Origin of the sequence: Gordonia spumicola, assembly GCF_009932475.1 — a bacterium.
In the GTDB taxonomy this organism is placed as follows: Bacteria; Actinomycetota; Actinomycetes; order Mycobacteriales; family Mycobacteriaceae; genus Gordonia; species Gordonia spumicola.
In genome coordinates, this window is the sequence record NZ_BJOV01000005.1 from 2,074,352 (window position 1) to 2,089,075 (window position 14,724).

The window sequence follows — 14,724 nt, forward strand, 5'->3', positions numbered from 1 at the left end:
GTGACCCGTCACCGCAGGTCAGCGAGCAGCTCGGGGACCCAGCCCCGATCGCCCGGCACCAGCGCCCCGCGCCGATCGAGCTCGACGAGTTCGTCTGCGGCCACCCACCTGATCGCCCGATGCTCCACCGCGCGCGGCATCCCGGACACGATCCGCGCCCGCACCGCGACCAGTTCGAGGCCCGGCTTCGGACGCACGACGACGTCGAGCCGATCGCCCGCCGACACCTCGACGTCTAATTCCTCACACAGCTCCCGCACGAGCGCATCGGCGAGCGTTTCGCCCGTCTCGACCTTTCCGCCCGGCAGCTCCCACAGGCCTGCCAGCTCCGGCGGATAGGCCCGCTGCGCGAGCAGCAGCCGCCCCGATTCGATCACCGCGCCCGCGACGACGAGCACCCCGCTCACCGGCCGACCGCGCCGATCCGCTCCGGCATGGGCGTCACCGACACCCGGTCGCCCACCCGAACCTCGCCGTTCGCGGTCGCCTGCACCTCCAGCCCGCCGGGGAGGCGGATCCACGCATGCCACGACCCGACGAGCGGACGCACCCGCGTCACCTCCGCCTTCGACGTCTGGTCGCGCTCGACGAGCACCGAGTCCGGGCGCAGGGACACCGCGCGGGCGCCGCCGGTGAGCCCGACCAGCTCTCCGTCGAGGGCGACGTCCCCGACCGGCGTCCGCAGCACTCCGCCCGCGACGACGCCGTCGACGATGTCCGTCGCGCCGAGGAACCTGGCGACCCACGCATCGGCGGGGCGACGCCAGAGCCGTTGCGGCGACGCCGTGTCGACGATCACACCGTCGTTCATGACCGAGACGACGTCGGCCATCAGCGCCGCTTCGCCGTGATCGTGGGTGACGACGACAGTCGGCGTCCCGGAGGCGCGGACGATCTCGGAGATGGCGACGGCCAGGTCCTCACGCAGGAGTCGGTCGAGGGCGGCGAGCGGCTCGTCGAGGAGCAGCAGCCGTGGACGCGGGGCGAGCGCGCGGGCGAGCGCCACGCGCTGCGCCTGGCCGCCCGACAACTCGGTGACGCGCCTCCCCGCGACGCCGGGGAGTTGGACCAGGTCGAGGAGTTCGTCGACGCGTGCCGACGCCTGCGCTCGTCCCACGCCCCGACGGGCCAGTCCGTAGGCGATGTTCTGGCCCACGGTCCGCCCCGGAAACAGCTGACCGTCCTGGAAGACGATGCCGAAGTCGCGGCGATGCACCGGCACGCGGGAGACGTCGGAACCGTCGAACGCGATCGAGCCCCCGGCGATCGGCTCGAGGCCCGCGATGGCGCGCAGCAGGGTCGACTTGCCGCACCCGGACGGTCCGAGCAGGGCGGTGACCGGCGCGTTGCCGCCGACCGCCCAGTCGACGCCGTGCACCACCTCGTGTGCGCCGTACCGGATCGTCACGTCATGCAGGGTCAGCACGCTGTGTCCTTTCTTCTCGGTCGCGGGCTGGACACGGCCTCGACGAGGGCGACCACGGCCGCGCTGACCGCGACGAGCACCACCGACGCGGCCATAGCCGCGGCGAGGTTGTCGGCGCCCGGTCGTCCCATCAGGGACCCGATGAGCACGGGCAGGGTCGTCGTGTCGGCGCGGGCGAGGAACGTGGTCGCGCCGAACTCGCCGATCGCCATGACGAACGCGAAGCCCGCGGCCGCGGCCAGCGAGCGCGCCGTCAACCGGAGGTCGACGGTCCAGAACACGCGCAGTGGGCCCGCGCCGAGCACCGCCGCGGCGTCGCGCAGGCCCGCGGGCACCTGTTCGAGGGCCGGGACCATCACGCCGACGATTACGGGGATCGCGATGAGCGCCTGCACACACGGGACCACCATCGGCGACGCCGACACCTCGTACGGCATCGTCGACAGGGCGAGGACGTATCCGAATCCGAGGGTGACGGCGCTGACGCCGAGCGGCAGCACCGACAGTCCGGCCCCGATCTTGCTGACGATCCCACCGCCGCGGGTCAACGCGGTCGCGGTCAGCAGTCCGACGGCCACCGCGATCACCGCGGCGAACAGTCCGCTGCCGACCGAGTAGCCGAGCGACGAGTACGCCGACGGCCCGTACGTGGTGTCGGCGAGGGCCCGGTACCCGGCGAGTCCCCACCGTCCGCCGGGCCGCAGCGATGCGATCACCAGCGTCGCCACCGGCAGCACCAGCCACCCGCCGATCCACGCGAGGACCGCGGCCACCGGCAGCCACCGGAGCCCGCGCGGCGGTCGGAGATCGGCGGCCGACCCCGCGGGTGGGACGCGGGTGGAACCGACGAGCCGCGCCAGCCCGAGGGCGGCGAGCACCAGCACGATCTGCATCATCGACAGGGCGACCGCGTCCGGCAGCTTCCCGTAGCCGATGCCCTGCAGGTAGATCTCCGTCTCCAGGGTGGACGCCTCACCGCCGCCGAGGATCACGATCACGCCGAAACTGGTCGAGCAGAACAGCAGGACCAGCGCGAACGCCGACACGATGGCGGGAACGAGTCGCGGGAGGACGACGTCGACGAACGCCCGGGGGGCCGACGCTCCGAGGACGCGCGCGGCCGCGACCTCCCGAGGGTCCACGCGCTGCCACGCGGCCGAGACGACGCGCACCACCACCGCGACGTTGAGGAACGTGTGGGCGGCGATGATTGCGGCCCACCCGTCGCCGATGTGCGCGAAAGCGAGCGGACCGTCGAACAGTGTGCGGAACGCGACGCCGACCACGACGGTCGGCAGGACGAACGGGACGGTGACGATCGCGCGGAGCAGGCCGGCCCCGGGGAGGCGGACCGTCGCGAGGAGCCACACGATCGGGGCCGCGACGATCACCGCGGCCAGCGCCGATCCCGCGGCCTGGGCCCCGGTGACGGCGAGCAGTCGCCACGCGTGCGTCCGATCCCACAATTCGGTCAGGGTGGCGCCGTCGCTGTCGTCGAACGCCCGCGCGACGAGGACGCCGAGCGGCCACACGAAGACGACCGTCGCGAACGCGAGCGGGACCAGCGAGATCATCGGGACGACGATCTCGCGGGTGCGGGAACCGGGAAGCGTCAGTGCTTCACCGTGTCGCGCCACTGGTTGAGCCACTCCTCACGGTGGGAGTTGATGTAGTCGGGGTCCATCCGGACCGTCCACTCGGGTGCGGGCGCGCGCTGGCGCCAGTCGGCCGGCATGACGGTGCCCTTCTGAACCGGGTAGACGTACATCGCGGTCGGCAGCGCCGCCTGGACCTCGGGGCTCAGCATGAAGTCGACGAGCTTGCGGGCGCCCTCGGAGTTGCGGGCGCCCTTGAGGACGCCGATGTACTCGATCTGCGCGAAGCAGCTGTCGAGGATGGCACTGGTGCCCGGCGTCGCGGCCGGGCTGGAGGCGTAGGAGACGACGATCGGTCGCCGACCGTGGCCTTCACCCGCGCTGAAGATCTGGTTGTACGCCTGCTCCCAACCGGACACCACCTGGACGCCGTTGCCCTCGAGATCGCGCCAGTAGTCGAAGGCCTTGCCCTTGAACCTGCCGATCGTGGACAGCAGGAAGGCCATGCCCGGCGACGACGTCGCCGGATCCATCACCACGGTGAGGTCGCGGTACTCGGGCTTGGTCAGGTCGTCGATGCTCGTCGGAGCCGTCACACCCTTGTCGTCGAACCAGGCGTCGTCGATGTTGAGGCACACGTCGCCGCGGTCGACCGCGGTGAGCTGGTCCGCGTGCCCCGGCACCTCGTAGTCGGCCGCCCCCTTGGCGGCCAGCGGCGACGTGTACGGCTCGAGGGCTCCCGCCTCGATCGGTCGGGCGGCGAATGTGTTGTCGATGCCGAACACGGCGTCGGCCTTCGGGGAGCCGGGAGTCAGGGAGACGACCGACGAGAGCTGGCCCGCGTCGCCCGACCTCTGGATGTTGAGTGTGAACCCGGTCTGGTCCTGGAACTTGTCGACGAGGTTCTGCGGCAGCGCGAACGAGTCGTGCGTGATCAGGTTGACCTCGGACGTCGGGTCGGACGACGCGCACGACGCGGTGCCCGCGACGACGATGGCGGCGAGTCCGAGCGCGAGGGCTCGACGCATGGGCTTGGCACGGTTGTTCACGGCGGTCTCCTGCGATGGACGCGGTCGGGCGGGAATCGCCTCGGACATTCCCTGTGAGATCTAACCAGGGCCGCGACCGCGCCGTGCGACACCGGTGCCGATAGATGCGTGCCACCGCCGTCACACCTCACCTGGACTAACCCGCCAACCACCGCCACTTGCATCACATCAGTAACAATTGTCACACCGTCATCAGAAGTTTCAGGGGGAACGGGTTAGACTCTCGTCACTGCCCGAGCCGTCTATCGATAGGACCCCGTCGTGCGATTTGCGCGCATCAGCCGCACCGCCACCGTCGTCGCAGCCGTCGCGATGACCGGCGCGCTCGTCTCCCCCACCCTGGCCCACGCCGCCCCCACGACCGATGCCCCGTCGGCCGAGCAGACGATCCCGCTGCCCGAGACCACCCCCGACGTCGACCCCGCGACCCTCAGCTCGCTCGGCGCGTTCGCACCGGCCCTGATCGGATCGATCGCCACCCGCGACGACGACGGCAAGGTGAACGAGGGACTGCTCGCTCAGGCACAGTCGCTCGCCGACAACCCCTCGCTGCCCCCGCAGGCCGGACAGGTGTGGCGCTCACTGATCGACTTCCTCGGCGAGCCGGGCAAGGCCAAGGCCGTCGCCGCCGGAGCCGTCCCGGTCGCCGAGAACGACGTCGCCAAGAAGAAGAGCGACTCCCCGAACATCCCGACCGGCCCGCGCAAGCCGCGCATCCAGCAGTTCCTCTACCCGACCATCGGCCTCGGCTGCATGGCCGGCGGCGGCAACTCGGTCGGCATGGCACTGACGACCGCGGGCCCGCAGGCCGCCCCGGCCCCCGGCCCCAAGCGCGGGCAGGCGGGCTTCGTCTACACCAGCCTCGGCACCGGGCCGGCCAAGCGTGGCGCACGTGGACTCGTCGTCACCTGGCTGAACCTGGAGAACGGCCGCACCGGCCGCACGGTCCTGACCGCCAACCCGAAGATCAACGCGACGAAGGGCCCCGGCACCTTCACCGGCATCGCGAACACCGGACGCGGTCGCATCGTCGCGACGGTCTCGGGCACCGTCTCGACCGTCCAGAAGGGCCGGACGGTCACCTGCGGCATCGCGCCGACGATCGGCACCGCGATCATCTGACACCAGCCACCTCGACACCCTCCGGCTCACCCGAGCCGGAGGGTGTCGTCGTCTCCGGGTCCATCGATCGATCACCGCACAGTCGGGCGCCGTTGCCGGGCATGAATGTCGCGCTGACGTCACAACTCGGCGTCGCCACTTGATATCCGAGCCCCTCACACACCACCATTAACTTCAACACCATTTGTCACATCCGCCTCACGGGTCGCGTGGGCGGGTGACATGCGTGGTGACCAGTCAGTGTGTGGAGGAGGCGACGTGAGCGCAGTCGTGAAGAGATCGATCCGAGTGGCCGTCGTCGGAGCCGCAGCCGCGATGGCCGTGTCCATGACCGGTGTCGCGGCCGCCGACCCGGCCGTCACGCCGACCACTCCCGCGACGCCGCAGGCCGCGCCCACCCTGTCCGGGATCCCGGGCGACGCCGAACTCGCCGATCTCCTGCGCACGTTGAAGTCGTCGGGCGGAGCCGAACAGGCCATCGCCGCGCTGTCGTCGATCATCGGCTCGTCCGGCCAGCTCGATCCGCACACCCTGCTGTCGACGTTCGGCGTCAACCCGGACGCGCTCGACTCCATCCTGCCGTCGAGCATCGTCCCTCCGACGACGGCCACGCCGACCACGCCCGCGCTCCCGGCCGCCCCCGCCGCCCCGAGCCAGGCCGCCGCGCAGGTCCGTCCGACCGACGCCGACGCGCTGTCGACCCTGCAGAAGATCACCGGCACCCAGATGCTGACCCCGGCGATCGCGCCGTTCTGCACCACCCCGACCGACGACAACCCGCTCGGCCTCGTCACCGCGCCGACCGTCGCGATCCCCGGCCCGTGGCCCGTGAGCGACACCTCGGTGATCGGCGACCTCGTGAAGGGCATCGGCGGTGACCAGCTCCTGAAGCTCCTCGACCCCGCCGCCACCGCGCCCCTACAGGAGGTCGAGGACGGCCAGGTCGCATACGCCCTGGTCCCCCCGACGACACCGGGTTCGAGCAACCTCAACGTCGCCTGGTTCAACACGTCCACCATGCAGGGCGGGATGGAACCCCTCAAGCCGCTCGCCGACGACACGACCGCGGGCCCGCTTCTCAAGGCGTTGACGGCCACCGGGGGCTTCCACGGCGTCCGGCTGGCACGCGCGTCCACCGGGGACGGGACCGTGCTGTCCGCCGTTTTCGGAACCACGACGACCGCGGGCCGCACGTGCTACTTCCTCCCCGCTCTCGGCGCCGTCAAGAGCTGACCCTCCCACGTCCGATCACCGCTCGAATACTGAGGTACCACCCATGAATGCGCAGCCCCGCCGCATCGAGCCCGCTCCCGTCGCCCCCGCACCGCGTCGCCGGTCCACCGCGACCACGACGATCGGCTCCGTCATCGTCGCCGCCGGGATGCTCGTCGGCGGCGTCACCGCCGCGTACGCGGTCGCCACACCCGACGACAGCACACCCGAGGTCCGTGGCGGACAGACGCCCGGAACTGTGTTCGCCGGACGCGCCGTGCCCGCCTCCGACCTGCCCGCGGCCGCGGCGACGGGCCAACAGTTCAGTTATTGGACGCTCGGAGCCGACGAGCGCGCACACCTGTCGACGGCGACGCTCCTCGAACCGAAGGGCGACGCGCCCGCCGGCGGCTGGAAGGTCGTCGTCTACGCCAAGCACCCCGACGGCCTGTCGCTGGGCTGCGCACCGTCGAAGCGGCGCGCGGCGCGCGACACCGCCGCCGTCACCGGGCTCCTCCGCAGCGACTACGCCGTCGTCGTCCCCGACTTCACGACGGTCGGCGTCGACGGGTCCCCGCAGTACGTCGACTTCGGCGCCGCCGCCCACACCATCGTCGACGCGGTGAAGGCCGTCGGCGACGTCGACCCCGGAGTGTCGTCGCAGTGGGCCGCCGTCGGCGACTCGCTCGGCGCGGGGGCGGTCGTCCAGCTCGCCCGCGAAGCCACCGCATGGCAGAAGGGCAAGTCCGACTTCCGCGGTGCGGCGGCCACGTCGCTGCCCGTCGACTACGACGAGCTCGTCGCAGGCCTGAGCCCGGCGTCGGCCCCGGTCTCGGCGGAGAAGGTCACCGACGTCGTGTTCGCGCTGGCATCGATGGACTCGTCGACGATCACCCCGATGTTGTCCTCGCGCGGCAAGGACCTCGTCACGAAGGCCAGGACGTTGTGCGCGCCCGCACTGACGACGGCGATCGGATCGACGAGCCTGTCCGACCTGATCACCGCGCCGATCTCCGCGGACACCGCCCTCGACACGACCCTGCGCGAAGGGCTGCAGCTCCCGACACGCGGCTTCAGTCGGCCCGTCCTCCTCAGCCAGAAGCTCATCGACGACCAGGCGTCGGTGCCGGCGAACCTGCGGTACCTGACCACGGCGCAGCTCTCCAGCAACAAGGTCCTCGCGAAGACGTATCTGACCGGCAGCGCATCGGATGCGTCACGTCAGGAGCAAGCCGCGGTCGCCTCCTTCCTCAAGGGCCTCTTCTGACGTCGGCTCCGCCGCCCCGTCGGCTGCCCACGCCCTCGTCAGGGGTCCTCGCCGACGGCAGGCAGATCATGCTGTTCGACGTCGACGGCCGGTCCGTGGTCGGCACGGACCGACGCGACCTGACCGTCAGGACCGATTCGGCGAGCGACATCCGAGTCGACCGGGCGACGGGCGATCGGGTGATCGTCGCCCCCGCCCGGCAGGAGCGGACGTATCTGCCGCCGCGGCGGATGTGCCCGCTGTGCCCCGATCCGGACGGCCGGTCGTCGGAGATCCCGGCCGACGACTACCGGGTGGCGGTCTTCGAGAACCGGTTCCCGTCGTTGTCCGGCGATCGGGGCCGCTGCGAGGTGGTGTGCTTCACGAGCGATCACGACGGATCCTTCGCACGGTTGTCGCGCGAGCACGCACGGCTGGTCCTCGACGTGTTGGCGCACCGGACCGTGACGCTGCTGGACCGCGACGACGTCGCCGAGGTGCACTGTTTCGAGAATCGCGGTGAGGAGATCGGGGTGACGCTCGCGCATCCGCACGGGCAGATCTACGCCTATCCGTTCGTCACCCGCCGCACGGACGCGATGATGCGGTCGGCGGCCGCTCACCGGGCGGCCACCGGTGCCGATCTGTTCGCGTCGATCCTCGACGAGGAGGTGACCGCTGGCGTCCGTGTCGTGATCGCCACCGAGCACACCACCGCGTTCGTCCCGTACGCGGCCCGCTGGCCCGCCGAGGTGCACGTGTACCCGAACCGCGCCGTCCATCATCTGGGCGAGCTGACCGACGCCGAGGCCGACGACCTCGCCGACGTCTACCTGCGGATCCTGCGCGCATACGACGCCATGTACGCCGCGCCGCTCCCCTACATCGCGTCGTGGCACCAGTACCGGTCCGGGTCTGTCGAGGGCCGCCTGCACGCGGAGCTGTTCTCGATCCGACGCAGCGCCGACAAGGTGAAGTTCCTCGCCGGGTCGGAGTCGGCGCGCGACGCGTTCATCACCGACCGCGCACCCGAGGACATCGCGGCCGACCTGCGAGCGGCCCTCCGATGACCTCCGTCCGGGCCTACGCTCCAGGCCGCGTGAACCTCATCGGCGAGCACACCGACTACAACGACGGGTTCTCACTGCCGATCGCACTCGACCGCGGGACCGTCGTCGACCTCGAGGTCGACGAGACCGCCACGCACCTGCGCGTGGAGACCGCGTCGGACGTCGACTCGGCCTCGACCTCGGTGATCGCGCTCGACACGTCGCCGGGCGACGTGACGGGGTGGGCGGCCTACGTGGCGGGGTGCGTGTGGGCGTTGCGCGGCGACGGCGTCGACGTCCCGGGCGGCCGGATGCGGGTCGGCAGCGACGTCCCGCTCGGTGCAGGCCTGTCGTCGTCCGCGGCCCTCGAATGTGCGGCCGTGCTGGCGATCGCGGCCGCGGCGGGCCTGCGGGACGTCGACCGCATGACCGCCGCCCGGTGGGCGCACCGCGCGGAGAACCACTACGTCGGCGCGGCCACCGGTCTCCTCGATCAGATGAGCAGCATGTTCGGTGCGCCCGACACCGCGCTGCTCATCGACTTCCGGTCGCTCGAGGTGTCCCCGATCGCGATCGACATCGGCGACGCCGTACTGCTCGTGATCGACTCGCGGACTCCGCACAGTCACGCGACCGGCGCGTACGGGGACCGTCGCGCGTCGTGCGAGGCCGCGGCCGCCGTGCTCGGCGGTTCGCTGCGCGACGTGGACGACGACGCGTGGCGGACAATCGACGATCCGCTGCTCCGCCGCCGGGCCCGACACGTCCTGACCGAGAACCGTCGGACCCTCGACTGCGCCTCCGCCCTCGCAACGGGTGACGTCCGCGCGTTCGGCGCGGCGATGTCCGCGTCTCACGCGTCGATGCGCGACGACTTCGAGATCACGACCCCGGCGATCGACGCCATCGTCGCGCACGCCGTCTCGTCGGGCGCGCACGGTGCGCGCATGACGGGCGGCGGGTTCGGCGGTTCGGTGATCGCGGTGGCCTCGCCCGAGGCCGCGGACCGCACCGAGACAGGACTGCCGGACCTCATCGAAGAGGCGGGTCACCCCCGTCCGACGGTGCGGGCCGTCCGGGCGGGCGCGGGCGCGTGGGTCACCAGGCGTTGACAGTGGTCGCGCAGGTGCTGGTCTGCGGGTTGACCATCGGGTTCCATGCCACGACGCCGATCGTCTGACGGATCGACAGTCGCACCGGTCCGCGCCCGGGGTGGACCACCGCCTGCCAGATCACGCGGTGCGTCCGTGTCGGCGTGACGACGACGCCGCTCCGCCCGGTGCGCAGGTTCCGCCAGGTGATGCGGGTCTTGATCGTGTAGGTCACGACGTTCTGCCACTGGCCGCCGGTGATCGGCTCGTTGGCGAGCAGCTCGATCGCCGGGCCGGGCAGCCCGTCGGACGGGAACCTGATGCCCGTGTAGATGTCGACGGGCAGGCCGATCCTGGGTCCGGGCAGCGGGTTCGCGCTGTTGCAGCGGATGGTCTTGACGTAGTGCGGCTCGGCCGACGGCACCGCCGCCGCATGGGGCGTCGCCGCCACCGTTCCGGCGGCGACCAGTACCGCCGCCGCCGTCGCCGCCATTCGTGCCCGGGTCCCCACCAGTCTCACCATGGCGACAGTGTGCCAGCACTACCATGATTCTCATGGCGAAAATTCAGATTGCTCAGGACCCGGTGGCCGACGACCTGCTGTCGACCGACCCGTTCGCCCTGCTCTCGGGGATGTTGCTCGATCAACAGTTTCCGATGGAGCGCGCGTTCGCCGGGCCCGCGAAGATCAAGGAACGCTTCGGGACCCTCGATCCGACGGCGATCGCCGCCGCCGATCCCGAGCCGTTCGCCGACCTGTGCTCCACGCCCCCGGCGATCCACCGGTACGGCCGATCGATGGCGGGCCGGATTCAGGAGTTGGCGCGGGTGATCGTCGATCAGTACGACGGCGACACCGAGTCGCTGTGGACGACGGCCCGGACGGGCGAGGAGCTGTTCGGGCGGATCCGCGCGCTTCCGGGGTTCGGCGAGCAGAAGGCGAAGATCTTCACCGCGCTGCTCGCCAAGCAGCTGGGGGTGAAGCCCACCGGCTGGACGAAGGTGACCGGCGACTACGGCCGCAAGGGATTCCGCTCGGTGGCCGACGTCGTCGACGCCGACTCGCTGATCAAGGTCCGCGAGTTCAAGAAGGCGGCCAAAGCCGCGGCGAAGGCCCAGTCGTAGAGAGTCGGTCCTAGGAGCTACGTGGTACCGACGGGTACACTTCGCGCATGAGCAAGGTTCCGATCGACGCGCGCGAGGTCATCAGTCTTCCGTTCCGTGTCGGATTCGCCACGACGGGCATCGTCCTCGGCACCGTCGAGTCGATGCTGAACGTCGCGCGCATCACCGCCGGAAGCATCGAGACGGAGGTGAACGACGTCCTCGGCGTCCACACGAACGCCGACATCGCCTCCGTCCGCGCGCCGTTGACGATCCTCGCGCAGGTCGCCGATCTGTTGAGCCCCGACCGTCCGTTCGGCCGGATCCTCGCGACCGGCGGACCGCTGGACCGGCTGATCCAGCCGAACGGCGTCATCGACCGTCTCACCGCGCCGGACGGACTGTTGGAGAAGCTCACCGAGCCCGGCGGCATCCTCGATCAGATGACCGACGAGAAGGGCATCCTGATGCGGCTCGCCGCGAAGGACGGGCCCCTGGACCGCCTCACCCGCGACGGCGGCGTGGTCGACCAGTTCACGGAGAACGAGGGCATTCTCGAACGCCTCACCTCCGAGGGCGGCATCGTCGACAAGCTCACCGCGCCCGACGGCATCTTGGAGAAGTTGTCGCGGCAGGACGGTCTCCTCGACCGTGCGGCCAGCGACGACGGCCTGCTCGACCAGCTTCTCGGCGAGGGCGGGGCCATCGACCGCCTCATCGAAGAGGGCGGTCCGCTCGACAAGTTCACCGAACTCGCCGAGACCCTCGCCTCGCTGCCCCCGAACCTGGCGGCCATGCAGGAGACCGTCGATCACCTCAACGAGGTCGTCGAACTTCTCAACGCCTCCGTCGCCCCCATCGGCGGCATGGTCGACCGACTCCCCAAGCGCCTCACCCGCGGCCCGGGGGCGGGCGGCCGCAACGGCTACGAGCCACCCGCCCTGTAGTCCGACCACCTCACCGCTCCCTGGGGCGCGACGAAAGGCCTTCCCACCGCTCCTTGAGCGAGCTTGCGAGTCGAAAGGCCCTAGCGGAGAAGACCTTTCGACTCGCTCCGCTCGCTCAAGGATCGGGCGGCGTTGAGGAAGCTGTTACTTCGCGATGCGGCGGAGTTTGACGTTGGCGAACTCGCCGAGGCCCCATTGGCCGAGTTCACGACCGTAGCCGGACTGCTTGACGCCGCCGAACGGCAGGCCGGGCAGCGATGTGCCGTGCTCGTTGATCATGGCGTTGCCGACGTCGAGGCGTTCGGCGACGTCCTTGCCCTTCTCGATGTCGGAGGTCCACACGGAGCCGGTGAGACCGTAGTCGACGTCGTTCGCGAGAGCGATCGCCTCCTCATCGCTGGACACCGAGTAGACGACGGCGACCGGACCGAAGATCTCCTCGCTGTACAGGTTCATGTCGGGGGTGACACCCGTGATCACACCCGGTGACATGAACGCGCCGGGACGATCGATCGCCTGGCCTCCGGTGTGCAGCGTCGCGCCCTGGCTGACGGCCTCGTTCACCTGTCGGACGACCTCATCGCGGGCGGTGACCGACGACAACGGGCCGAGGAACGTTCCGGCTTCGGCGGGGTCGCCCACCGGCAGGCCGTTCACACCGTCGATGAGCCCGGCGACGAAGTCGTCGTACAGGTCGTCCTTGACGATGAACCGCTTCGGCGAGTTGCACGCCTGACCGGCGTTCATCATGCGCATCGGGGCGGCCGCGGCGCCCGCGGCACGAGCATCGTCACTGTCGAGGACGATGAACGCATCCGACCCGCCGAGCTCGAGAACCGACTTCTTCAGATTGCCCGCCGCGATCTGCGCGACGGCGGCCCCCGCCCGACTGCTGCCGGTGAGCGACACACCCTGGATCCGACGATCGGCGATCATCGTCGCCGCCTGCTCATTGCTCGCATACACGTTGATGTACGCGTCCTCGGGAACACCCGCGGCGTGCGCGATATCGGCCATCAGAGCCGACGACTCCGCACAGATCGGCGCATGCTTGAGGATGATGACGTTGCCGAGCAACAGATTCGGCGCCACGAAACGAGCCACCTGGTAGTACGGGAAGTTCCACGGCATGATGCCCAGGATCGGTCCGACCGGGACGCTGGTGACCGTCGACTCGGCCGCGCCCTGCGGATCGAGCTGCTTGGTCTCCAACAGCGACGGACCGTTCTCGGCGTACCAGTCGTAGATCATCGCCGTCAGAGCCAGTTCACCGCCCGCCTGCGGCAACGGCTTGCCCATCTCGGTGGAGATGACCGCGCCCAGTTCCGCGGCCCGATCGCGGTAGAGCTGCGCGGTCGCGCGCAGCATCGCGACACGCTCGTCGATCGACGTGGTGCGCCAGGACTGATAAGCGGCGGCCGAGCGGGCGAGGATCGGTTCGATCTGATCGTCCGAGAGAGTCTCGAACTCCTTCTCGACAATGCCGGTGGACGGGTTCGCTGTCACATATGACGTCATGCGCCCGACCATACGCCGACTTATGCGCGCCCGGCCCGGGATCGGAGCCGATCAGCCGAAGACGCAGGCCAACGCCTCCATGTAGCCGTCGACGTCGGCCGCGATCGGCCCGCTCGCGTGCACCGAGATCGTCACCGCGTCGCCGATCCCGTGCACGCCGTGGGTGAGCGCATGCGCCTTCGACAGCGCGGGGAAACCCGCCGTGAAACGGACCCGTCCGCCGCCGAGCGTCAGGTCGGCCGCTCCCCTGTTCACCGACGACACGACAGTCCACCCGCTCACCGAGGTCGGCGGCGGAACGTCCGCCGTCAAGCGGGCCGCCGCGGCGGCGAGGACGGCCGGGGCGGAGTCGGCGGCCCTGCGCGAGGCGACACGGACCGGCGACGACGCCCGTGTCCTGGCCCGGGCGATCTCGTCCGCGATCGACTCGGCGCGACGCCGACGGTCGCGGACGTGCGCGTGCAGTCCGATCCCGACGTTCTGGAAGGAGTTCCGCGGCGGCGGACGGCGATCGTCGTCGAGGGCGACAGTCAGTTCGGCCGACGCGTCACGACGCGGTGCGCCGAGGAATGCGGGGAGCACGTCGGCCAGCCCGACGAGTGCGCCGACAGTCACCGACGCGCCGCCGGATCGCAGTCGCTGCGCGGGCACGGTGAGCGTCCGGAGCGCGCGGTCGCCGCCGATCACGCCGTTCGCCCTCGTGATCGGGACGTCCGCCCGCTCGGGGCCGGGATCACCGGCCGCCCACACGGAGAGGCCGCGGGCCGTGGCCCGCGCCAGGTGCGGGCCGATCAGCATCGCCGACCGCATCGCCGCCACACGTGGATCGTCCACGACGGCGGGCGCGTCCGACGGAAACGGGGCCGGTCCCCCGCCGAACAGGGATCGGGCGATCGCCGAGACGCGACGACCGTCGCCGAGGGCGTGCGAGATCTGCAGGATCGCGATCCGTCCGAGGCCGTCGACACGCGGCACACCCGCTACCGCGTCGATCACGTGCACCCGCCACAGGGCGCGCGAGGCGTGCAGCGGTTCGATATGCGCGATCGACGCCAGCACGTCGGCCCACTCGCCGCCCGTCGACGTCACGATCGCGTCGTCGCGGATCTGGGCGGGCGTCCAGCGGGGGAAGTCGAGGTCGCCGGGCGCCTCCCGGACGTCGAGGTGCAGGTCGGGGACGGCCGCGGCGCGGCGGCGGATCTCGGGGATCGGATCGACGGCCGAAGGCGCGTCGAACGCGAACAGCAGGAACTGGTCGTTCGCGTGGTAGCGCCCCGCCCAATACATCGCGGCGTCGGCGGGGGCCATCGAGTACACCGACGCTCCTCCTCCGACCTGCTTGCCATCGGTCGATGGCAACGTGCG

At 70.8% G+C, this 14,724-nt stretch carries 14 protein-coding genes; 7 read left to right on the top strand and 7 right to left on the bottom strand.

All coding sequences use genetic code 11. The features are described 5' to 3' along the window. Positions 1 to 8: 8 nt before the first annotated feature. Genes GYB83_RS20940 through GYB83_RS20955 form a run of 4 tightly spaced genes read right to left on the bottom strand, consistent with a single transcriptional unit; the run spans position 9 to position 4,049 of the window. Positions 9 to 407 (bottom strand): (deoxy)nucleoside triphosphate pyrophosphohydrolase, encoded by a 399-nt coding sequence (locus tag GYB83_RS20940; RefSeq protein ID WP_161897218.1) that lies wholly within the window; start codon positions 405 to 407, stop codon positions 9 to 11. Beyond that, positions 404 to 1,426 (bottom strand): ABC transporter ATP-binding protein, encoded by a 1,023-nt coding sequence (locus GYB83_RS20945; RefSeq protein WP_161897219.1) that lies wholly within the window; start codon positions 1,424 to 1,426, stop codon positions 404 to 406. The genes GYB83_RS20940 and GYB83_RS20945 overlap by 4 nt, the downstream gene beginning before the upstream one ends. Beyond that, complete coding sequence (locus GYB83_RS20950) at positions 1,420 to 3,063, bottom strand: ABC transporter permease (RefSeq protein WP_161897220.1); 1,644 nt, start codon at positions 3,061 to 3,063, stop codon at positions 1,420 to 1,422. Before GYB83_RS20950 ends, GYB83_RS20945 begins: the two co-directional genes overlap by 7 nt. Continuing rightward, entirely contained in the window at positions 3,039 to 4,049 is a 1,011-nt protein-coding gene (locus GYB83_RS20955) for a thiamine ABC transporter substrate-binding protein (protein WP_228461789.1), read from the bottom strand. The genes GYB83_RS20950 and GYB83_RS20955 overlap by 25 nt, the downstream gene beginning before the upstream one ends. Before the next feature lie 282 nt (positions 4,050 to 4,331). Between GYB83_RS20955 and GYB83_RS20960 the strand changes: the two genes are divergently transcribed. The 5 genes from GYB83_RS20960 to galK all read left to right on the top strand — a co-directional run bounded on the left by GYB83_RS20960 (position 4,332) and on the right by galK (position 9,811). Further along, complete coding sequence (locus GYB83_RS20960; protein WP_161897222.1) at positions 4,332 to 5,192, top strand: Rv1157c family protein; 861 nt, start codon at positions 4,332 to 4,334, stop codon at positions 5,190 to 5,192. Between the two features lie 258 nt (positions 5,193 to 5,450). Further along, a complete protein-coding gene (locus tag GYB83_RS20965; RefSeq protein ID WP_161897223.1) occupies positions 5,451 to 6,425 on the top strand; it encodes a hypothetical protein in 975 nt (324 codons plus the stop codon). A 43-nt stretch (positions 6,426 to 6,468) separates the two neighbouring features. Further along, the gene (locus tag GYB83_RS20970; RefSeq protein WP_161897224.1) at positions 6,469 to 7,671 is read left to right on the top strand and encodes an alpha/beta hydrolase; all 1,203 of its coding nucleotides are present in this window, start codon (positions 6,469 to 6,471) and stop codon (positions 7,669 to 7,671) included. 68 nt (positions 7,672 to 7,739) lie between these two features. Next, positions 7,740 to 8,720 carry a galactose-1-phosphate uridylyltransferase gene (gene galT, locus GYB83_RS20975; RefSeq protein ID WP_161897225.1) on the top strand — a complete coding sequence of 327 codons (981 nt, stop codon included), beginning with the start codon at positions 7,740 to 7,742 and terminating at the stop codon, positions 8,718 to 8,720. Further along, positions 8,717 to 9,811 (top strand): galactokinase, encoded by a 1,095-nt coding sequence (galK, locus tag GYB83_RS20980; RefSeq protein WP_161897226.1) that lies wholly within the window; start codon positions 8,717 to 8,719, stop codon positions 9,809 to 9,811. The genes galT and galK overlap by 4 nt, the downstream gene beginning before the upstream one ends. Here galK and GYB83_RS20985 read toward each other — a convergent pair. Continuing rightward, positions 9,798 to 10,313 (bottom strand): hypothetical protein, encoded by a 516-nt coding sequence (locus GYB83_RS20985; RefSeq protein ID WP_228461682.1) that lies wholly within the window; start codon positions 10,311 to 10,313, stop codon positions 9,798 to 9,800. The genes galK and GYB83_RS20985 overlap by 14 nt on opposite strands. 32 nt (positions 10,314 to 10,345) lie before the next feature. Between GYB83_RS20985 and GYB83_RS20990 the strand changes: the two genes are divergently transcribed. Continuing rightward, positions 10,346 to 10,915: an HhH-GPD-type base excision DNA repair protein gene (locus GYB83_RS20990; protein ID WP_161897227.1), complete on the top strand. Its 570-nt coding sequence runs from the start codon at positions 10,346 to 10,348 to the stop codon at positions 10,913 to 10,915. Positions 10,916 to 10,962: 47 nt separating this feature from the next. Next, positions 10,963 to 11,841, top strand: a complete 879-nt coding sequence (locus tag GYB83_RS20995; protein ID WP_161897228.1) for a hypothetical protein — start codon at positions 10,963 to 10,965, stop codon at positions 11,839 to 11,841. Between the two features lie 144 nt (positions 11,842 to 11,985). Here GYB83_RS20995 and GYB83_RS21000 read toward each other — a convergent pair whose 3' ends face one another. Beyond that, the gene (locus tag GYB83_RS21000) at positions 11,986 to 13,359 is read right to left on the bottom strand and encodes an NAD-dependent succinate-semialdehyde dehydrogenase (protein WP_161897229.1); all 1,374 of its coding nucleotides are present in this window, start codon (positions 13,357 to 13,359) and stop codon (positions 11,986 to 11,988) included. Between the two features lie 51 nt (positions 13,360 to 13,410). After that, entirely contained in the window at positions 13,411 to 14,718 is a 1,308-nt protein-coding gene (locus GYB83_RS21005; protein WP_228461684.1) for a WS/DGAT domain-containing protein, read from the bottom strand. Positions 14,719 to 14,724: the final 6 nt, after the last annotated feature.

Coding starts and splice junctions, on each gene's coding strand:
- GYB83_RS20955 (WP_228461789.1), bottom strand. CDS start 4,049: ATGCGTCGAGCCCTCGCGCTCGGACTCGCCGCCATCGTCGTCGCGGGC.
- GYB83_RS20970 (WP_161897224.1), top strand. CDS start 6,469: ATGAATGCGCAGCCCCGCCGCATCGAGCCCGCTCCCGTCGCCCCCGCA.
- galT (WP_161897225.1), top strand. CDS start 7,740: ATGCTGTTCGACGTCGACGGCCGGTCCGTGGTCGGCACGGACCGACGC.
- galK (WP_161897226.1), top strand. CDS start 8,717: ATGACCTCCGTCCGGGCCTACGCTCCAGGCCGCGTGAACCTCATCGGC.
- GYB83_RS20985 (WP_228461682.1), bottom strand. CDS start 10,313: ATGGTGAGACTGGTGGGGACCCGGGCACGAATGGCGGCGACGGCGGCG.
- GYB83_RS20990 (WP_161897227.1), top strand. CDS start 10,346: ATGGCGAAAATTCAGATTGCTCAGGACCCGGTGGCCGACGACCTGCTG.
- GYB83_RS20995 (WP_161897228.1), top strand. CDS start 10,963: ATGAGCAAGGTTCCGATCGACGCGCGCGAGGTCATCAGTCTTCCGTTC.
- GYB83_RS21000 (WP_161897229.1), bottom strand. CDS start 13,359: ATGACGTCATATGTGACAGCGAACCCGTCCACCGGCATTGTCGAGAAG.